This is a genomic window from Lysinibacillus sp. Bpr_S20 (assembly GCF_023337835.1).
Classification (GTDB): Bacteria; Bacillota; Bacilli; order Bacillales_A; family Planococcaceae; genus Lysinibacillus.
Genome location: NZ_JALNLQ010000010.1, coordinates 132526 through 151844, shown reverse-complemented (window position 1 = coordinate 151844; position 19319 = coordinate 132526). Strand labels below are relative to the sequence as shown.

At 37.3% G+C, this 19319-nt stretch carries 20 protein-coding genes; 13 read left to right on the top strand and 7 right to left on the bottom strand.

The window, feature by feature from the left end; all coding sequences use genetic code 11:
- Window positions 1–55: 55 nt before the first annotated feature.
- Window positions 56–1111, top strand: a complete 1056-nt coding sequence (gene cobT, locus MWJ95_RS20390; RefSeq protein ID WP_249075677.1) for a nicotinate-nucleotide--dimethylbenzimidazole phosphoribosyltransferase — start codon at window positions 56–58, stop codon at window positions 1109–1111.
- A 103-nt stretch (window positions 1112–1214) separates the two neighbouring features.
- On the opposite strand, the gene MWJ95_RS20385 is transcribed toward cobT, so the two are convergent.
- Window positions 1215–1820 (bottom strand): trimeric intracellular cation channel family protein, encoded by a 606-nt coding sequence (locus MWJ95_RS20385; RefSeq protein WP_249075678.1) that lies wholly within the window; start codon window positions 1818–1820, stop codon window positions 1215–1217.
- A 566-nt stretch (window positions 1821–2386) separates the two neighbouring features.
- On the opposite strand from MWJ95_RS20385, the gene MWJ95_RS20380 reads away from it, so the two are divergent.
- Window positions 2387–3637, top strand: coding sequence for a methionine gamma-lyase family protein (locus tag MWJ95_RS20380; protein WP_249075679.1), 1251 nt, complete (start codon window positions 2387–2389; stop codon window positions 3635–3637).
- Window positions 3638–3992: 355 nt separating this feature from the next.
- Entirely contained in the window at window positions 3993–4367 is a 375-nt protein-coding gene (locus MWJ95_RS20375; protein ID WP_249075680.1) for a MerR family transcriptional regulator, read from the top strand.
- Between the two features lie 12 nt (window positions 4368–4379).
- Here MWJ95_RS20375 and MWJ95_RS20370 read toward each other — a convergent pair whose 3' ends face one another.
- The gene (locus tag MWJ95_RS20370; protein ID WP_249107113.1) at window positions 4380–4577 is read right to left on the bottom strand and encodes a hypothetical protein; all 198 of its coding nucleotides are present in this window, start codon (window positions 4575–4577) and stop codon (window positions 4380–4382) included.
- A gap of 185 nt (window positions 4578–4762) precedes the next feature.
- Between MWJ95_RS20370 and glnA the strand changes: the two genes are divergently transcribed.
- The gene (gene glnA, locus MWJ95_RS20365) at window positions 4763–6097 is read left to right on the top strand and encodes a type I glutamate--ammonia ligase (protein ID WP_249075681.1); all 1335 of its coding nucleotides are present in this window, start codon (window positions 4763–4765) and stop codon (window positions 6095–6097) included.
- A 122-nt stretch (window positions 6098–6219) separates the two neighbouring features.
- Here the strand turns inward: glnA and MWJ95_RS20360 are convergent, their stop codons facing one another.
- Window positions 6220–6624: a CotD family spore coat protein gene (locus MWJ95_RS20360; protein ID WP_349294160.1), complete on the bottom strand. Its 405-nt coding sequence runs from the start codon at window positions 6622–6624 to the stop codon at window positions 6220–6222.
- A 598-nt stretch (window positions 6625–7222) separates the two neighbouring features.
- Here MWJ95_RS20360 and MWJ95_RS20355 point away from each other — a divergent pair.
- Together MWJ95_RS20355 and MWJ95_RS20350 are read left to right on the top strand one after the other, a co-directional pair.
- Window positions 7223–8578: a YjiH family protein gene (locus MWJ95_RS20355; protein WP_249107121.1), complete on the top strand. Its 1356-nt coding sequence runs from the start codon at window positions 7223–7225 to the stop codon at window positions 8576–8578.
- A 173-nt stretch (window positions 8579–8751) separates the two neighbouring features.
- On the top strand, window positions 8752–9309 hold the full coding sequence (locus tag MWJ95_RS20350) for a hypothetical protein (protein WP_249107112.1): 558 nt from the start codon (window positions 8752–8754) through the stop codon (window positions 9307–9309).
- A gap of 175 nt (window positions 9310–9484) precedes the next feature.
- Here the strand turns inward: MWJ95_RS20350 and MWJ95_RS20345 are convergent, their stop codons facing one another.
- From MWJ95_RS20345 to MWJ95_RS20335, 3 genes are read right to left on the bottom strand one after another with little or no spacing between them, the layout of a single operon-like run.
- Complete coding sequence (locus tag MWJ95_RS20345) at window positions 9485–10165, bottom strand: hypothetical protein (protein ID WP_249107111.1); 681 nt, start codon at window positions 10163–10165, stop codon at window positions 9485–9487.
- Window positions 10162–11028: an ABC transporter ATP-binding protein gene (locus MWJ95_RS20340; RefSeq protein ID WP_249107110.1), complete on the bottom strand. Its 867-nt coding sequence runs from the start codon at window positions 11026–11028 to the stop codon at window positions 10162–10164. The genes MWJ95_RS20345 and MWJ95_RS20340 overlap by 4 nt, the downstream gene beginning before the upstream one ends.
- 3 nt (window positions 11029–11031) lie before the next feature.
- Window positions 11032–11391, bottom strand: a complete 360-nt coding sequence (locus tag MWJ95_RS20335; RefSeq protein WP_249075685.1) for a GntR family transcriptional regulator — start codon at window positions 11389–11391, stop codon at window positions 11032–11034.
- A 278-nt stretch (window positions 11392–11669) separates the two neighbouring features.
- Here MWJ95_RS20335 and queF point away from each other — a divergent pair, with 278 nt between their 5' ends.
- The 7 genes from queF to MWJ95_RS20300 all read left to right on the top strand — a co-directional run bounded on the left by queF (window position 11670) and on the right by MWJ95_RS20300 (window position 18110).
- A complete protein-coding gene (gene queF, locus MWJ95_RS20330) occupies window positions 11670–12170 on the top strand; it encodes a preQ(1) synthase (protein WP_249075686.1) in 501 nt (166 codons plus the stop codon).
- Complete coding sequence (locus MWJ95_RS20325) at window positions 12170–12796, top strand: queuosine precursor transporter (protein ID WP_249107109.1); 627 nt, start codon at window positions 12170–12172, stop codon at window positions 12794–12796. Before queF ends, MWJ95_RS20325 begins: the two co-directional genes overlap by 1 nt.
- Window positions 12797–13545: 749 nt before the next feature.
- Window positions 13546–13797 (top strand): phage holin, encoded by a 252-nt coding sequence (locus MWJ95_RS20320; RefSeq protein ID WP_249075688.1) that lies wholly within the window; start codon window positions 13546–13548, stop codon window positions 13795–13797.
- A 92-nt stretch (window positions 13798–13889) separates the two neighbouring features.
- A complete protein-coding gene (locus MWJ95_RS20315) occupies window positions 13890–15995 on the top strand; it encodes a DUF2339 domain-containing protein (protein ID WP_249107108.1) in 2106 nt (701 codons plus the stop codon).
- A gap of 364 nt (window positions 15996–16359) precedes the next feature.
- Window positions 16360–17112 (top strand): prepilin peptidase, encoded by a 753-nt coding sequence (locus MWJ95_RS20310; RefSeq protein WP_249075690.1) that lies wholly within the window; start codon window positions 16360–16362, stop codon window positions 17110–17112.
- 83 nt (window positions 17113–17195) lie between these two features.
- Entirely contained in the window at window positions 17196–17921 is a 726-nt protein-coding gene (locus MWJ95_RS20305; RefSeq protein WP_249107107.1) for a gamma-glutamyl-gamma-aminobutyrate hydrolase family protein, read from the top strand.
- A 24-nt stretch (window positions 17922–17945) separates the two neighbouring features.
- Window positions 17946–18110 (top strand): hypothetical protein, encoded by a 165-nt coding sequence (locus MWJ95_RS20300; protein WP_249075692.1) that lies wholly within the window; start codon window positions 17946–17948, stop codon window positions 18108–18110.
- 497 nt (window positions 18111–18607) lie between these two features.
- Here MWJ95_RS20300 and lexA read toward each other — a convergent pair whose 3' ends face one another.
- Window positions 18608–19225 (bottom strand): transcriptional repressor LexA, encoded by a 618-nt coding sequence (lexA, locus tag MWJ95_RS20295; protein WP_249075693.1) that lies wholly within the window; start codon window positions 19223–19225, stop codon window positions 18608–18610.
- Window positions 19226–19319: the final 94 nt, after the last annotated feature.

The following is a 19319-nucleotide window of genomic DNA, read 5'->3' as shown; positions in this document are numbered from 1 at the left end:
TTTTCTCTAAATCATTCTTCGAGTAACAAGGGCAAAAAAGAAAGGGGAAATTTTCATGCAATTATTACAACAAACGATTCAAAACATTCAAAGTGCTGACCACAAAATGATGGAGGCAGCAAGGGAACGCATAGATGCACTTTGTAAGCCGCCTAGTAGTTTAGGGAAGCTGGAGACTCTAGCTGTGCAATTATCAGGAATTACAGGCGAACTATTTCCTGCAATTGATCATAAAGCGATGATTGTTTGTGCCGCAGATCATGGTGTTTGTGATGAAGGGGTGACCTCAAATCCACAAAATGTGACGGTCTTTCAAACATTAAACTTCCCTAGAGGAGGAACTGGTGTCTGTGCTATCGCAAAAATCACAGATGCTAAAATTGTCACAGTAGATGTTGGCGTAAAAGAGGATATTCCACATGATGCGGGTGTCATTATTAAAAAAATTAAATACGGAACGGACAATATGGCAAAAGGTCCTGCTATGTCAAGGGAAGAAGCCATTCAATCCATTGAAGTAGGAATTGAAGTAGCTTCGGAAGAAATCCAAAAAGGGGTCAATGTACTCGGGACAGGTGAAATGGGCATTGGTAATACAACACCGAGTGCTGCCATATTATCGGTTCTTCGCGAATGTCATCCGAATGAAGTAACAGGCTTTGGCGCAGGTGTTGGACCAGGGGGAATAGCGCATAAAGTAGAAGTCATTCACAATGCTATTGCATTAAACAAACCAAATCGTCAGGATGCAATAGATATTCTTGCGAAAGTCGGAGGGTTAGAAATAGGTGCTATGGCTGGGGTAATACTTGCTGCTGCTGCACATCGCAAACCTGTTGTTATTGATGGCTTTATTTCTACCATCGCTGCCCTTATCGCTTTCGAACTCGAACCAAACGTCAAAGACTATATTATTCCTTCGCACGCCTCAGAAGAACCAGGTGCTAAAATTGCCGCTGAAATGCTCGGAATTGAACCGATGCTACAAATGAATATGCGATTGGGAGAGGGCTCTGGTGCAGCGTTAGCCTTTCCTATTTTGGACGCAGCTTGCTCGATGATGAAAAATATGGCTACTTTAGAAGAAGCTACGTTGTTGTTGAAAAAGTAACTTTATTAATTTTCGGGTGCTTATTGTCGCTGCCGTGGATAGATAAATAAGAAATAACAAGCCCAAATTTGATATTTGGGCTTGTTATTATGCAACAGTATAACTATGCTCGATTCAACCTCCGCAACGGTAATCGCCATTTCTTCATATAGGAAAGTATTCTTAGTACTGTGATCACACCAAATAATACATATAAAAAGAGATCCCCTGAAAATAGTTGAAGTCCGATGATAAGCCCAGCTAGTGCTGCCCAAACACCATAGATTTCATCACGGAGGACTAATGGTTGTCGTCTAGCTAATAAATCGCGAATAATTCCACCACCTGACCCTGTTAAGACAGCAGCTACAATAACCGCGCTAATTGGCATGTCGAGCTTTACAGCATACAGAGCACCTTGAATCGCAAATGCAGATAATCCAATAGCATCAGTGATATTGCCCCAGCGATGCCAATGTTGAATAAGTCGATGCGGAAATAAGAAAAAAATTGTAATGGCTGCAATGGCAATTTGAAACATCATATCCTGCCCCCACAGTGTAGTTACAGGTAACCCTATCAATAGATTTCGTATAGCTCCACCACCGAATGCGGTTACGATACCGAGTATATAGACACCGAATAAATCGTATTCTTCCTCCATTGCAATTATTGCCCCGGAAATAGCAAAGGCGATTGTTCCAATGATACTAAAAACCTCCCAAGCCAACCCTGTCACCCCTTAGTTGAATAAATCATTTTGTTTTCATTCAGTAGGTGTTTGGACACCTACTGAATGAAGATAAAGCCTCCGTACGCAATTTCGTCCAGAAAAAATTGATGTTGTTGTAATTAAAAATCATGAAAGACTTCTTTTTGGTATATAAGAGTTATTACAAAGAAAGTAACGCCTTATAATTTGGAATTATCCGACATTAAATAACGGGCGTGTTGATTAGGAAAAAATAGGTTTATTATGTATTCCCATTTTAACTGATTGTAGCGAAGGGCTACTCGACGCTCGCCCGCAGGAAGCTTTGCTCTGCGCGAAAGCGAAGCGTCAGCGACAAAGCGAGTAGCCCGTAGCAGAAATCAGCCTCTTCAAATTAATTTGGATGTATAAAAAATGGTTTTTAACACACCTAATTAAATAACTTATTATAACAAAGAAAAATAGTTTAAGTTTGCAATTTGAACTTTGCAAGTAATGCAATCAGAAACGAAAGCAATTTTTGCAGGCAGGCTCACAAATTGTTAAGATAAGATTTGAACAAATGTGAAATGGAGAAGAACAGTATGACTTTTACAACCAATCTAACAGAAGAGACATTAGCATTAGCTGCTAAAATAGAAGCAAAGGTACGCCCTTTTCATGCAAAGGTAGAAGAAATGGCGTTCTTCAATCAACAAAAAGTGCTTGCTGCGTTCCGTAAGCATCAAGTAAGTGATTATCATCTGCACCCATCTAACGGTTATGGCTATGATGATGAGGGGCGTGACAATTTAGAACGTGTTTATGCAGAGGTCTTTGGAGCGGAGGCTGCCATTGTACGTCCGCAAATTATTTCTGGTACACATGCAATCACACTTAGCTTATTCGGAGTGTTACGTCCTGGTGATGAATTACTTTATATTTCGGGTCAGCCGTATGATACATTGCAATCAATCGTCGATGGTGGAGACAAGGATACTGGCTCGTTAAAAGATTATAAAATCGGTTATAGCCATGTGGATTTAATCGATAATCAAAAGATCGATTGGAAAGGCGTTGCGGCTGCCATTACAGCAAACACAAAAATGATTGCTATCCAGCGTTCGAAAGGCTATGCAACACGCCCATCCTTTACCATTTCGCAAATTACAGAAATGTGTGTAAAGATCCGTGAATTAGCACCAGATGCAATTATTTTTGTTGATAATTGCTACGGTGAATTTGTTGAGGCGCAGGAACCGACAGAAGTTGGGGCTGATTTAATGGCAGGCTCGCTCATTAAAAATCCTGGTGGAGGCTTAGCAAAAATTGGTGGTTATATTGCGGGTCGTGCGGATTTAGTAGAGAAATGTGCTTATCGTATGACATCACCAGGTATTGGTGCTGAAGCAGGAGCAACATTAAATACACTTGGTGATTTCTATCAAGGATTTTTCCTTGCCCCACATGTTGTATCGCAAGCTTTAAAAGGTGCTATTTTCACAGCTGCTATGCTAGGAGAAATTGGCATGAATACATCACCAAGATATGATGCTAATCGTACGGATTTAATTCAATCGGTTTCTTTCCAAACTGCGGAACAAATGATTGCTTTTTGTCGTGAAATTCAAGCAAATTCACCAATTAATGCGCATTATGCACCGGAGCCAGCGTATATGCCTGGCTATGAGGATGATGTCATCATGGCAGCTGGAACATTCATCCAAGGTTCAAGTATTGAGCTTACGGCAGACGGTCCTATTCGTCCGCCATTTACAGCATTTATTCAAGGCGGGTTAACATACGAGCACGTAAAGTTTGCTATTTGCAGTGCTGTTCAAAAAATCCAAAAATAAGTAACGAAAAACTATTCAAAATTTCCGTTTTGAATAGTTTTTTCTTATGGATGAAAGAAGATGATATTTTATAAATGTCATTTATATAAGTTGATTGGAGTGAGGCTTAGCGACTTCTTGGGGATTAGCGTTAGGGGAACGAAGGCTAAGAGCATCACATCCTGTGATAACGCCTTCGTGACCAACATCGTGTTGGCCACGGAAATCAACCCCACACTAGAATAGTAAGTTTAGTTTTTTACAATTTTTCATCATTTCAAAAAAATTATTTTATTCCATGTTAGGAAACCTTACATGAACTGTTGACAGTGTGAATTATTCGTTATATTATTAGCAGGTATTGGAGGGGACTTAAATGAGTCGTGAAATTAGACGAACTATGCCGTTATTATCAATGAATATCGTAATGCAATTGACCGAGCTTTCGGCACGTCAGATTCGTTATTATGAAGAACACCATTTAATTGAGCCGCACCGAACAGAAGGCAACCGTCGAATGTTTTCATTAAATGACGTCGATACATTGCTGGAAATTAAAGATTACTTGGAACAGGGCATGAACATGGCAAAAATTAAAAAGCTGTTCGCTAAAAAGAATGAACCTGTTTCAACAGATGAACCTAATTTAAGTGACTCAGAATTACGTCGCATTATGCGTGAGGAAATGCTTCAAGCACAACGCATGCAAAAATCATCCATCCGTCGTGGGGATTTATCTCGATTCTATTAATAAAAGGCAACATCACCAAAAGTAGTGGATGACTTTTGTTAAACGTCTACTATGTAAATAAGTTGATTGAAGTGGAGGCTGGGCGACTCCTTGGGGATTAGCGTCACAGATGAGACCCTGGAGCGAGCACATAGAGGAACGAAGGCTAAGAGCATCACATCCTGTGATAACGCCTTCGTGACCAACCTCGTGTTGGCCCAAGCGGCTCATCGGACGCCCCCAGGAAGCTCTGCTCTGCGCGAAAGCGAAGCGTCAGCGGCAAAGCGCCCAGTTGGAACGGAAATCAACCACACGTTTTGGTGATGATCCAATAAAAAGGCAATATTATTCATGTCTTTATTAATAGAGTAGGGTAATGATAAAAAGCTAGACAATTTATAGGAGTGTGGAAAACTGTGGGTAAATACACTAAAGAGGACATTAAACGTCTAATCGAAGAAAAAAACGTAAGCTTTATTCGTCTACAATTTACAGATATTCTTGGCACTATCAAAAACGTTGAGATTCCTGTAAGCCAATTAGACAAAGCACTAGAAAACAAAATGATGTTTGATGGCTCATCCATTGAAGGCTTCGTACGTATCGAAGAATCAGATATGTATTTATATCCTGATTTAGATTCTTTCGTAGTGTTCCCTTGGACTTCTGAAAAAGGGAAAGTAGCACGTTTCATCTGTGATGTATACACTGCTAAAGGCGAGCCATTTGCTGGTGACCCACGAAACAACTTAAAACGCATCCTTAAGAAAATGGAAGATATGGGATTCTCAAGCTTCAATTTAGGACCTGAGCCAGAATTCTTCTTATTCAAATTAGATGCAAAAGGTGAACCGACATTAGAAGTAAATGACCATGGTGGTTACTTCGACTTAGCACCAACTGATCTTGGTGAAAACTGCCGTCGTGATATCGTATTAGAGCTAGAAGAAATGGGCTTCGAAATTGAAGCATCTCACCATGAGGTAGCTCCAGGACAACACGAAATTGACTTTAAATATGCAGACGCAATTACAGCTTGCGACAATATCCAAACGTTTAAATTAGTTGTTAAAACAATTGCTCGTAAACACGGTCTACATGCTACATTTATGCCAAAGCCATTATTCGGTGAAGCTGGCTCTGGTATGCACTTCAACGTTTCATTATTCAAAGGGAAAGAGAATGCATTCTACGATGAATCTACTGAACTAGGTCTTTCAGAAACAGCAATGCAATTCATGGCAGGTGTCCTTGCTCACGTTCAAGGCTTCACTGCTGTGACAAACCCAACAGTTAACTCTTATAAACGTCTTGTACCGGGTTATGAAGCACCATGTTATGTAGCATGGTCTGCTCAAAACCGTTCACCACTTATCCGTATCCCTTCAGCACGTGGTCTTTCAACTCGTGTAGAAGTACGTTCAGTGGACCCATCTGCTAATCCATATTTAGCGATGGCTGTTATTTTAGAAGCTGGACTTGAAGGTATTCGCCGTAGCTTAACACCACCAGCTGCTATTAACCGTAACATCTATGTGATGTCTGATGAAGAGCGTAAAGCGAATGGTATCGCAAACTTACCACCAGCACTTGATGATGCTCTAGCATTACTTGCTAAGGATGAAGTAGCTCAAGCAGCTTTAGGTGAGCATATCTATGCAAACTTTAAAGAAGCAAAAGAAATCGAGTTCGACATGTACCGTACAACAGTACACCAATGGGAACGCGATCAATATTTAAAAATGTACTAAAATTAGTAAACCGAGTACCTAGTAAAAGGTGCTCGGTTTTTCTAATGAAATGAGCGTTAAATAGTAAACCACATTATAGAGTAAATATGCGATGAGGTATTTTTATCCTCATCGCATATTTATTAATAGCCCATATGATGATGACCCATATGATGATGACCCATATGATGATGGTCCATGTGATGGTGATGGTGTCCCATATGGTGATGATGATGCATATGGCAAGGATCAGGTGGCATTTCACAAAGTGTATGAGTTTCGCAACATTCATTCACTACAGACTCCGTGCAAGGGAAATGATACTGATGATCAATTATATGTTTATTTACTGTTGTGACATGTGCTGGCTGTACATGTGGTACAACTGTATGGATGTAATTAGTGCGTACAAATTCCTCCGGTGGACAACAATGTGGTGGTTCAAATTGAGTTGGACATGTAACTGGTGGACAACAATGTGGACCTTTTGCATGATGATGGTGATGCATATGTTGCATATGTTGCATATGATGCATACGTCTATCCATGGTAAAACCTCCTGTTTTGATAAGTTGTGGTTCATAATTAACATATGAGATGAAAGACAATGTGGTCTATTTGTATGCCTATTAAGGGCTGGTTAAATCTCTTAGGCAATTAAAATAGATATGATTCATGGAGGGTTTCACCAAATTTTAACTTCTTTTAGACTTCAGTTACTGTAAAATTGAGCTTTGTTGAAAGGGAATGGTGCAAAGAAGAAATGCAAATAATATTAGCAGAGAATAATAATAATATTAAAATTTTTGATTGAATAAAAATGCATTTTGTTGTAGAATTAACCGAAGTATTGTAGGTTTACGATATTTTTTAAGTTCATAAAAATGAAAGATAATGATTATTCTAAAAGACTTAATGCATAAAATTTTGCATTGAGGATGTTAATTATAAAAAGTAGTGTTTGGGCATTCCTTTATTACTTTTTAAAGGAATGTTTTTTATTTTATCCTTCATTAACTACTCGTAAATGCCCGATTGATGAATGAAACATTTTATACAGATATACATTTCTTGGTGGTTTTACAGTACCTAACAAGCTAGATGTATAAAACTTCGAAAAAACCAAAAGAAATGAGGCTTTAAATGATGAAAAAATATCCTACTTCTTCATACTTTTTCTTCATAATTCCGTCTCTTATTGGTGTACTTTTATTTATGACACCAATCTTAACGGAAGATGGATGGAAAGTTCCAATTGCTATTTTAGCAAGTTTATTAGCAGGTTTTGTTGCGCCTGTTATTAGTTATTTTACTATAATTATGTTTGCGATTTCGGCAATTGGTTCACTCATTGCTAAACTTATTCCTCGAAATCATACAAAAGAGCCTAGTATTTTATCTACATTATTTTATGTAAATTGGTTTTGGACAATTATAAGAGTCATTGGTTTAGTATTTGCTTCAATGGTAGTGTTTGATTTTGGACCATCAATGATTAATAATAAAAATACTGGTGGATTATTAATGAATCCAGATGATGGTTTAGTTACATTTTTATTTACGATTTTCTTATTTGCTGGAATACTATTACCATTTTTAACGAACTTCGGATTACTTGAATTTTTCGGAACGATGATGGTAAAAATTATGCGTCCGCTCTTTAAAAGCCCTGGCCGTTCATCGGTTGATGCACTTACATCGTGGGTTGGTGACGGAACAATTGGCGTTCTGATGACGAGTAAGCAATATGAAATGGGGAACTACACAAAGAAAGAGTCTGCCATTATTGCAACGAGTTTCTCTGTAGTATCTATAACATTTTGTATTGTAGTATTAGATACAGTGGATTTAGCACGCTATTTTATTCCATATTACTTAACGGTTGTGCTTTGTGGTCTTGTGTTAGCAGTAGTGATGCCACGAATTTTCCCGCTTGCTAACAAAGAAGATACTTATATCGACGGTACACCAGTAGATTTATCACGTGAGGAATTACCTGAAGGTTATAATTCGGTGTCCCATGGCTTAGAAAATGCTTTAGCTGTTGCGCATGCCAATCGTAACCCACGCCAATTTTTAAAAGATGGGATTAGAAATGTCTTGGATTTATGGGTTGGTGTAGCACCAGTCGTTATGGCATTTGGTACGGTTGCTTTAATGCTTGCTGAATTCACGAATGTTTTTGCATTTTTAGGCAAGCCGTTTGAACCAATTTTAACTGTGCTTGGTTTACCAGAAGCAGCTGAGGCAGCACAAACGATGGTTGTTGGCTTCGCTGACATGTTCTTACCCTCCATTTTAGGAGCAGGAATTGAGGCTGATTCTACACGCTTTGTGATTGCTGTTGTTTCTGTGACACAGCTTATTTATATGTCTGAAGTCGGTGGCCTTATTTTAGGTACAAAAATTCCACTGAAGTTTTTAGATCTAGTTATTATTTTCTTAATGCGTACAATTATTTCACTACCAATCGCAGCATTAGTTGCACATATACTCTTTTAGACTAAAAAGGCAATTGTTCGAATTTTACTAACGCGAACAATTGCCTTTTGCTATAGTAAAATTCATACGAAAAAGGAGAGTATATAAAAAAATAACAGTGAACAAAAGACAACTTGCACATAAATTCAAGGAGTTGGGAAAAACTACGCTTAAAGTGATACTGAGGTGATAAAATGGACAGAATTTTTTCTCTCTGCTTAAGTTCCTGTTATTTGTTATTTTCTCAACCTAGTGATGCCTATATAAAAGACTCGCCCAGTTCATATGAAGAAGTCTATCCTGAAATAGGCTATAAAACGGTTGAAGGAGCTGCCTCCGATTTTGAACGGCACTTTCATCAAGGACTAAAGCTACCACTTCGAGTACCTCCTATTAGTTTTACACATCATTTTGGTCGCTTTAATGACCTTGATGGTGACATGAACGATTTTTTTGAAGTGACATTTATTAATCATCAACTTCCGGAGCATCATTATAAAATAACGGTTCGACCTATTCAGTATAAGTTTCCAGTTAAAAAGGAAAGTGTTGTCAACACTTTCGTTTTGAAAAATGGAACGACTTCAATTTATATGGAAATTTCAGGTTTTAATGTACTTATTTTCGAAAGAGAAGAATGGCAATATATGTTGTGGATTGACAAGAGAGTTTCAAATAAGGTGACACCTGAAGTGTTAGTGGATATTGCCAATTCAATTGACTATACAACGCAAGAGGATGAACAGGATTAATATAAAAAATGCCAAGTTCAAGATGTACTTTGTAAAAAAGCATTGGGTATTAATTTCCCAATGCTTTTTATTCGGTGTTACACATTATATAAAATTAGGAGATACTTTTAATGGTATTTGACCACGAGTAAACATCGAGCAATAAAGGAGCCTTTATCCACTCATTCAGTAATCATTATGCTGGATTGACTGAAGCATTTCGCATTGCCATTGTTATGATAGAGTAGAGTAATGTACTAATAACTAATAAACCACTTAATAGAGCAAAGCCTGATATATTTGATAGGAAATCAAACAAAGAAGAATACCACTTGAAAATGATTGTAACAATTGTCGTTAAGCCGAGTAACCCTACAAAACTGTAACCGCCAATAGTTCCTAAGCGATAAAAGACAACATTCAGCAAAAGGCCAGCAGTTAAGAAGAAAATCAGTAAAATAGAGTCTAATGCCATCGTTTGAAAAAATGATGGGGAATGATTTAAAAGTAAAATAGGATGAATAATGAAAATTTCAGAGACAGAAGTAATTACTTTTTGAATACAACCAATCATAAAGGAACCAATTAAGCTCCAACAGATGAAAAAGAGCCCCACATTCAACATAAATTGTAAGCGACTTAAACCAAGTCTTAAAAAATAGGATAAGGTTTTATTTAGTAATTTTGCTGTCATGACACAGGAAAAAATATAAACAGGGATAGAAATCATGATGGAAAAAGAATAAACATGCAGTTCAAAAAAAGTATCTATGAAAAGTGAAAATAGGACGATTGAAAATAAAATGCACCAAAAAGTTATAATTTGTTTTTTATAGCTTTGAAATAATACATACAAACTGCCCTTTACTGTATTCATTTACTAGTCCCCGCTTTCTGTTGTTTACTTAAATACACCAACATATCGTGTAATGAAACACGTTCGAGCCTAATATTTTGTCCTTCAATGGATTGACCATCAGTGAAGATAATTGCCGTTAGCTCCTGCATAAACGTATGCTTATAAATAATCTTTAGACCATTAATTGCCTGCTCAACATCAGAAGGACTACCTTTTACTGCAACAATTTGCTCATGCCATTCCTCAGCAGTTTTCTGAAGCAATAATTGTCCTTCGTGTAAAATAAGTATTTCTTCAAATAGCTCACTTGCCTCATCAATTAAATGGGTAGATAAAATAAAAAGTCTTGGATTTTCGGTTTGTTGTTCAATCAATAAATCATAAAAAGTATTTCGTGCAGCTACATCAAGTCCAATATAAGGTTCATCGAAGATCGTAATCCCTGCATTACTTGCAAAGCCTGTGATAATGCCTAACGCAGACACCATTCCTTTCGATAAACTGCGAACCTTGTCCTTTGGATTTAGCGCAAAAACCTCTAGTAGCTCCATTGCAAGATTCTCATCCCATTTTGGATAAAAGAAGCTATTCGCCTTTAATGTTTGGGCAATTGTCATTTCCTCTTGAAAGTTTCCGCTCTCTGCAACAAAACAAATATCACGTAGCGTTAAAGGTACATTGAAAACATTCTCTCCATTGACAGATAGGTTACCGTTAGTTGCAGTAATAAGCCCTGATAATAAGTTTAAGAATGTGGTTTTACCAGCACCATTATGACCTAAAAATCCTATAATTTTAGGTCCTTCAATTGTAAAAGAGATATTTTTTAAAGCTTCCTTTTGTCTATAGGATTTACTAACATTTTTCGCTTCGATTTTCATAAGTTAACCCCTTTGTAACATATTTTGTAATTCTTTATCTGAAATACCTAATCGTATCGCTTCTTTTTTCAATGGCTCTATATGTTGCTTAAAAAAAATTTCCTTGCGCTCCGCAATTAATATGTCACGTGCGTCAGTACTAACAAACATGCCGACGCCACGTTTTTTATAAATTACCCCTTTATCTACTAATTCGTTCACTCCCTTTCCAGCTGTTGCAGGATTAATTTGATATTCCTTTGCAAATTCATTAGTGGATGGAATGCGATCTTCGGGTTGTAGGTGTCCATCTAAAATTCCATCCTCTATTCGTTCGCGAATTTGTTGGAAAATGGGCTTTTCATTGTTTAAAGAGTGAATCACAATCCACCTCCTTGTGTTAATTGGTTAATTACTTGTGTAACTAACTGTATAACGTGAGGATATTTTTGTCAATGCCATATTGTGAAAAAATTGGTTGACTGAATGCGTTTATTAAGTTAATATAACTAGCGAATAAGAAAGAGGTTCATAGCGCATACCCTCTATAAAAAACTATGGATGATGTCATCTACGCCATATCCCAAAAATGCGGATATGGCGATTTTTTTTTATTAGGATTCACGCACAATGGACTTCTCACAATTGAGGAGGCATTTTTTATGACAGGAAGAAAAGAAGAACAAGGCTTACAGGACTTAACACTCCTTGGTAACCAAAATACAAAATATTTATTTGAATACTCACCGGAAATACTTGAAGCAGTCGATAATTTACATACGACAAACGATTTTTTTGTGAAATTTAATTGCCCGGAATTTACGAGTCTATGTCCAATGACAGGGCAGCCTGACTTTGCGACAATGTATATATCGTTTATTCCAGATAAAAAGCTAGTCGAGAGTAAATCATTAAAGCTCTATTTATTTAGCTTCCGTAATCATGGGGACTTTCATGAGGATTGCGTGAATATCATCATGAATGATTTAATAAAACTAATCGAGCCACGTTATATTGAAGTATGGGGTAAGTTTACGCCGCGTGGTGGCTTGTCCATTGACCCTTGGTGTAACTATGGTCGCCCAGGTACAAAATATGAAAAAATGGCAGAGCATCGTTTGATGAACCACGATATGTATCCTGAAAAGGTGGATAATCGCTGATGCTTTACTATTTAAACGGATTGTTTGTTGGCTTTTTAATTTTAGCTAATGTGTTAGCTGTTAAAGTGTTTAGTATAGGTGAATGGATAGTACTTCCGGGTGCAGCAATTTTAATCATTTTCACTTATCCTCTTATTGATGTGATTTGCGAGGTATATGGTAAAGAAGCGGGCAGTCGCACGGTCAGAACTGGGCTTATGGCACAAGTGTTTGCAGTATGCTTTATCGCTATTGCCATTGAACTACCACCAGCACAAGCTTTTGCTCATCAGCAGGAGTTTGAGATAATTCTCGGTGGGAGTATGCGTGTCATTATTGCAAGTCTTGTAGCCTATACGGTCAGTGTTAATTTGGATGTAGTCATATTTAATAAACTAAAAGAAAAGCATGGAAACGGTAAGTTATGGCTTAGAAACAATGCGTCTACGATGTTAAGCCAACTCATCGATACGGTCATATTTATTTCGATTGCCTTTTATGGAATAATGCCATTTAAAGTGTTACTGACATTATTTATCACACAATATCTGTTTAAATTTTTAGCGTCTATTGTAGCAACACCACTTGTTTATGGGTTAGTTTTCGTTGCAAGAAAACGTAAAGGCTTAGAACCTTCTCATTACTAAAGTGTTGAAAATGGTTTCTATCGCTTCGTCATCACTCCGCCAAATAATGTCGGTTCAATTTATCGCTATAATTTTTGACTTAATAATATCTCGACAACAAAAGCCATCTCAATACTGAGATGGCTTTTACTTGCCAATTAAATAAGCACTAAAAGGCAAGAACGAAAGTATTTTTAGAATGAAAAGTTATTGAAATTATAAGTGGATTCATCATCATGAAGTGTTGTGTTTGCTGCATAGAAAATACTTACTACTACAAATGGAATATAACAAATTGATCTAAAAAATTTAGGAGGCAGCTTAACTTAATAGCATTTTGCTAAAATAATATAAATGCTGTCGTCGCGAAACATAATAGTATCCTAAAAAATTGATAGTACGAATTTTTGATATAGCCATTAATAATTTCCGTATTCGTTGTAACAGGTAATAACACAATCGATAAGCAGGCAATTGCCCTCAAAACATTCCGCGCATTTACCATCTCATTACTCACATATGTCAAGTTTGAAGGCATCAATCAACAAGATGCACCCTAAATCTATATGACTAAAGTACTCATCGTAAAACCATTTGATATATAAGTTTGGAAATTTTTTATAACAGGTTCCGAGTTACATAATCTGCTCTGAAGTTGATGGAACGCTCATCGAATCTCTGTTATTCCACGTTTATCGCTCCATTTTTGCATATGTGCCATATGAAGGTGAAACATATACTAGGGTGAGAAGGGGGGGAGGTGAGCAATTATGAGAATTAACTGGAAGATCCGTTTTCAGCATAAACCATTCTTAATTGCGTTTTTTTCGTTGATTGTATTACTCGCTCAGCAAGTAGCTGCTATTTTTGGCTACGATATAACAAGTGCAATGAGTGAGCAAGCAATGACGATCGTCAATACCGTATTATCAATTTTAGTTTTAATAGGAGTTGTCATAGATCCAACTACACGGGGAACCAGCGATAGTCAACGTGCTTTAATGTATCGAAGACCTAGATAATAAAAAGTAAAATTAAATTAAAAGTGTAATTTTACAATATAAATAAATGTGTTATAATGGTAAAAAATTGATAAAGCAGGGAGGATGATTGAGTGTCACTTGAAATGGAGCGGAGGGTTGCCAAGCTCGAGCAAGAAATGATGGATTTACGGCAGGAAGTAGAGAGCTTAAGGCGTCAGCAAAATGTTGAAAAACCTAGTACATTAAGTGCCAAGAAACCCATGATTGATCAATTTGCGCCAAAACCAGCGCAAAACCTAAAGCCAAATTCAGAGTTGAAACCGAAGCCAAGAACTATGACAGATCCAGAAAAAAAGGTGCAACCACAGCGATCGTTGGAAGAGCGTATGATGTGGGCACTTCCAAAATTATTTATGGTCATTTTAGTGATGGGTGTGCTGTGGGGTCTTAAGCTTGTGAGTGATTATGGCTATTTATCGAATGAGGTTAAAATCATCCTCGCCTACGCATTATCGCTTGCCTTAGCTGCAATAGCTTATATGCTAGAGCGTAAAAAGATTGGCTCATCGGCCGTGACCATTTCTTTATACGGTGGGGCATTTATTGTTGGAATCTTAACAACAGCTGCTAGTGCGATATTGTATGAAATCATCGGTTTAACGATGGCACTTTGCATTACCGTAGTTTATATCGGCTATGGTATTGTTATTAGTTATTTAAAGAAAAACGAAGTACTAACTATATTTGTAGCGTTTACCTCATTATTGCTACCTTATTTACTAGAATATATGAACTTTAGTCCTATAATTATCTTAATCTATGTGGTTGTGCTCTTTACGATGCTGCAATTTGTCATTTATCAACATAAGCAGAAATTGGCACTCTATATAGCTTCCTTTTTCTCCGTGCTAGCTGTCAGCATTATAGCGTTTATGAACCAGGATAATCGAGTTGTTTTTGCAATAGGTTTCCTGATTGTTCTATCTATTTTTTACACGAGTTGGTGCCGTTTATACAATGCAGAATCGAAATTGAAATATATGCATGTCGGACTTCAATTTAGTATAGGAGCCTTTAGTTTATTGCTCTTAAACTTTATTATTCGTCCCATTAATTATAGTGAGGCACTTTTACTCATAGTAGTTTGCTTGTTTGCAGCTTTAGCGGGTTATGGCTATAAGCAAAAATGGCAGGAGGCATTTGATAGTGCCGTAACACTCGCATTTATGACATTATGTAATACGCTACTAGTTATGAATTTGCCGGAGAAAGTGGATTATTTGCTAATTCCGTTCATTACCTTTGCTGGCGTTATGATGAGTTTACGCCTACGAATTAGTATGATGAAGGTTGTCAGCTCATTTTCTTTTATGATTACACTCGCTTTAAGCTTTATAATTCATGAGCCAACACCATTTTTCAGCATAGATCATGCTAGTTTGATCATGCCAGGAATATATCTCCTGATTATTTATCTATATGCAAGACGTCCAAAAGAGACACTGACATCCTTTGAAAAATTTATGAAAGAAATGTTTATGGTAGATATTGTGGCAGTTCTGACGACTGGTTATTTCTTAGCCTATATCGGAAAGCTCGATGTAACGTACTTTGCAGGTGTTGGTCATATTCCACATCTAATGTGTATTATCCTAGCTTTACTTTTTACAGGATCACTTTTAGTGTCAACAAAATACAAAGGGCGTGCATTAACACCTGTCCTTAGTGTATTTTTCATTCTTTTTACACTAATGCTTGAAGTTATTCCGTATAATATGCAGGGTATCGAGTGGTTAAATATAGTAACGAGAATCGTCTATATCGCTGTTATCGTAGCAATTATGATTGATTTACTGATGAAGGGACGCATTTATCAGACCTATCATGCGCAAATGGAGAAGTTACTAGACCCGATCGTAAGTGCAAGTGTTGTATTTACGATGATATCCATTTGGGGTCTCATATCACAGCTTTCCTACAACAGTTTGCTTGATTGGAAACTAAGCATTGCCTTCACAACGATTACATTATTCCTAACAGCCAGTATTTCACTATGGCTTAGCACCGTGCGTGACTTACGAACATTACGCATGACAGGTCTTGTCATCTTAGTCTTTGCGTTTATTAAGCTTATATTCTTTGATTTGTCAGCACTAGACTTACTAATACGGGCTGTTCTATTTATCACGATCGGTGGGATAGGGTTGCTGTTGTCGGGTAGGTTGTTAAGGAAATAAAACAGAGTTATTTAGAGTATCATTCAATTACGATACTCTAAATAACTCTTTATTGTTTAATAGCATTGTATACATCGAATATTGAGGTAAATGGAAGTTTAGATTATGATAGATAATAAAGAGTGGTTAGAATATTTGTAATTATTAGTATAATGAATAGAACCTGAATTAACGGTAGAGCCTCAAAATACATGCGCTTCGAATACAGCATTATTTGTAATAACATTTAGCTGTTCTTGCGTATCCGTACGAGTAACGACGTTTGATAATGAAGGACAACCATAAATTTAGGCCTAAGCAAAAAGTCGAATCCAGACGCAATACTTTAAATGTATGAGCGTCTATTAGTATAGGAGGACCTGAAATGGAAATTGCTTATACAGTTACAGTTTTAATACTTGGGTTCGTTCTTGGCTCATTTTTTAATGTCGTTGGCTTACGTGTGCCGTTGAAGGAGTCCATTGTCCATCCACCATCGCATTGCACTTCTTGTAAAAGGCAGTTGACAGCGCTTGATTTGGTGCCTGTTTTGTCTTATGTATTTTTAGGTGGAAAATGTCGTAGCTGTGGACAAAAAATTTCTTGGATGTATCCATTGATGGAACTTATCACGGGCGTATTATTTGCATTTGCTTATTGGCAATTAGGCTTTAGTGCAGAATTTTTCGTAGCGCTTTTATTCATTTCATTATTAGTCATTATTGTTGTGTCGGATTTTGCTTATATGCTTATTCCCGATAAGGTGTTATTATTCTTTTTACCATTGCTAGTTTTTGGACGAGTGATCTCTCCTTTGTCTCCATGGTGGGACAGTATAGTAGGTGCTGTAGTGGGTTTTAGCATATTGTATTGTATAGCTGTTCTATCAAAAGGTGGAATGGGTGGAGGCGATATTAAATTATTCATTTTACTTGGTCTCGTACTCGGTTCAATACATACAATTCTTACACTGTTTATAGCTGCTGTGATTGGTATGATTGTTGGAATCGTTGTGTTAAAGGTAAGCGGACAAGGAAGAAAAACGCCTATACCCTTCGGACCTTCTATTGCTGTAGCTGCTATTATTATCTATTTCTATGGGGATGCGTTGATGAATTGGTATCTCGGTTTTTGGTAATTAATCGTGGGGGATTCCTTCAATATAGTCTTCCCTAAATAAGCTTTTACAGGTAGTTCCAAAGATATGATCATGGAGGAGATATGATGAAACCAATTATCGGTATAACGGCTTTTGCGGAGGATGATTTGTCCTCAAGATTAAATGCTGCTTATAGCAAAAGTATAATTGAAGCTGGGGGTGTCCCACTTATAATTCCGCTTGGGGTGGAAGAGGATGTAGCGCAAGTTTTATCGTTGACAGACGGATTATTACTATCGGGTGGCTATGATGTACACCCATTCCTTTTTAACGCAGAACCTACACCAAAATTAGGGAAGGTTCATCCAGAACGAGATTCAGTGGAGCTTGCTTTAATGAACGCGGCCAAAATTCGCAAAATGCCGATTCTAGGAATCTGTCGAGGGCTTCAAATACTAAATGTTGCATTTGGAGGCACGCTCTATCAGGATATTGAAAGTGAATATCATAGCAGAAAATTAATAAAGCACACGCAACAGGCAGCACGAGGCATTACAACACATTATGTAAATTTAACACCTGATACATTATTAAAGACGATTATTGAGGAAGAAAAAATAGCTGTAAATTCATTTCATCATCAGGCCATAAACGTAGTAGCAGAAAAATTGAAAGTGGTAGCGAAATCAAGCGATGGCATTGTTGAAGCGGTAGTACACGAAGATTTACCATTTTGTCTAGCAGTACAGTGGCATCCTGAAGAGCTAGCTATTGCAGGAGATGAAGGTTCAAAGAAACTATTTGCTGCATTTGTAAAGGCAAGTTTGAAGTTTAAGGTAGAGGCATAAAAGAGGATTTAGAAGTAGCAGAGAATGAAAATATTTGTAAAAAATGGGGTAAAAGCATTATATCAGCCAAACGAGAGTCAACTAACTTTTGTTCATGACAGTCTAAAATATTCAATTCGTATGGAAAGTGAAATAACACAAGATTTCACCATGCAGGATTTGCTTGAAATGGCTAATTCAATGTTTTAAAGGCTATCACCATAACGTGTGGTTGATTTCCGTTCCGGCTGGGCGCTTTGTAGCTGCCGCTTTGCTTTCGCACAGATAAAACATTTGTAGCTGCCGCTTTGCTTTCGCACAGATAAAACATTTGTAGCTGCCGCTTTGCTTTTGCTACAGAAAACATTTGTTGCTGTCGCTTCGCTTTCGCACAGATAAAACATTGCCGCTGCCGCTTTGCTTTCGCGCAGAGCTTCCTGGGGGCGTCCGATGAGCCTTCGTTCCCCTATCGCTGATCCCCAAGGAGTCCGCCCAGCCTCCACTCCAATCAACGTATATACATGTAGTACGTTTTTACAAATGTCAACCTCAACTTTTCGTGGATGAGCTATAAACCCTAAGTGTAGGAATCCATTTTAAAGTGGGTTCTTTTTTAGTGTAAATAGCACTCAAAACATAAGAAAAAGAGGAATATGCCCATCTGTGAACATAATATCCTCTTGTTATATTTTAATATTGAGATACTTTTAATGTACACGACGATAAAGACCTACAACATGTCCCAAAATAGAAACTTGGTCTACGATAATTGGCTCCATTGTTACATTTTCAGGCTGTAAACGAAAATGATTTTTTTCCTTGAAGAAACGTTTTACAGTTGCCTCATTTTCCTCAGTCATTGCTACGACAATATCACCGTTATCAGCAGTAGCTTTTTGTTTAACAATCACTAAATCCCCGTCTAAGATGCCAGCTTCAATCATTGATTCACCCATAATTTCTAGCATGAATAATTGATCTTCACTTGTACCATAAATATCTGGTAGCGGGAAATATTCATCGATATTCTCAACAGCAGTTATCGGAGAACCTGCAGTAACCTTCCCGACTAGTGGGACATGTATAACTTGTTGCTTTTGAATAGAATCCTCAGGTTCTAAAATTTCAATTGCACGGGGTTTAGTTGGATCGCGTCGAATTAAGCCCTTTTGCTCTAAACGAGCTAAATGTCCATGAACTGTTGAGCTTGAAGCAAGTCCAACTGCTTCACCAATCTCGCGGACAGATGGTGGATACCCCTTTGAGCGCACTTCTTCTTTAATGAATTCTAATATGGCCTCTTGTCTTTTCGAAACTTTTTTCATAATTGCTCACCTCTTTTTTAATCATTCTACTTATTAATAGTATAACAGAATGCGAACACTTAAGCAAACATAGGTTCGAAAAGTGTTTGACAAA

Excerpts from the sequence above, each read along its gene's own strand:
- cobT (WP_249075677.1), top strand. The coding sequence starts at position 56 with ATGCAATTATTACAACAAACGATTCAAAACATTCAAAGTGCTGACCAC.
- MWJ95_RS20380 (WP_249075679.1), top strand. The coding sequence starts at position 2,387 with ATGACTTTTACAACCAATCTAACAGAAGAGACATTAGCATTAGCTGCT.
- MWJ95_RS20375 (WP_249075680.1), top strand. The coding sequence starts at position 3,993 with ATGAGTCGTGAAATTAGACGAACTATGCCGTTATTATCAATGAATATC.
- MWJ95_RS20370 (WP_249107113.1), bottom strand. The coding sequence starts at position 4,577 with ATGAGCCGCTTGGGCCAACACGAGGTTGGTCACGAAGGCGTTATCACA.
- MWJ95_RS20360 (WP_349294160.1), bottom strand. The coding sequence starts at position 6,624 with ATGGATAGACGTATGCATCATATGCAACATATGCAACATATGCATCAC.
- MWJ95_RS20355 (WP_249107121.1), top strand. The coding sequence starts at position 7,223 with ATGAAAAAATATCCTACTTCTTCATACTTTTTCTTCATAATTCCGTCT.
- MWJ95_RS20350 (WP_249107112.1), top strand. The coding sequence starts at position 8,752 with ATGGACAGAATTTTTTCTCTCTGCTTAAGTTCCTGTTATTTGTTATTT.
- MWJ95_RS20345 (WP_249107111.1), bottom strand. The coding sequence starts at position 10,165 with ATGAATACAGTAAAGGGCAGTTTGTATGTATTATTTCAAAGCTATAAA.
- MWJ95_RS20340 (WP_249107110.1), bottom strand. The coding sequence starts at position 11,028 with ATGAAAATCGAAGCGAAAAATGTTAGTAAATCCTATAGACAAAAGGAA.
- queF (WP_249075686.1), top strand. The coding sequence starts at position 11,670 with ATGACAGGAAGAAAAGAAGAACAAGGCTTACAGGACTTAACACTCCTT.
- MWJ95_RS20325 (WP_249107109.1), top strand. The coding sequence starts at position 12,170 with ATGCTTTACTATTTAAACGGATTGTTTGTTGGCTTTTTAATTTTAGCT.
- MWJ95_RS20320 (WP_249075688.1), top strand. The coding sequence starts at position 13,546 with ATGAGAATTAACTGGAAGATCCGTTTTCAGCATAAACCATTCTTAATT.
- MWJ95_RS20310 (WP_249075690.1), top strand. The coding sequence starts at position 16,360 with ATGGAAATTGCTTATACAGTTACAGTTTTAATACTTGGGTTCGTTCTT.
- MWJ95_RS20305 (WP_249107107.1), top strand. The coding sequence starts at position 17,196 with ATGATGAAACCAATTATCGGTATAACGGCTTTTGCGGAGGATGATTTG.
- MWJ95_RS20300 (WP_249075692.1), top strand. The coding sequence starts at position 17,946 with ATGAAAATATTTGTAAAAAATGGGGTAAAAGCATTATATCAGCCAAAC.
- lexA (WP_249075693.1), bottom strand. The coding sequence starts at position 19,225 with ATGAAAAAAGTTTCGAAAAGACAAGAGGCCATATTAGAATTCATTAAA.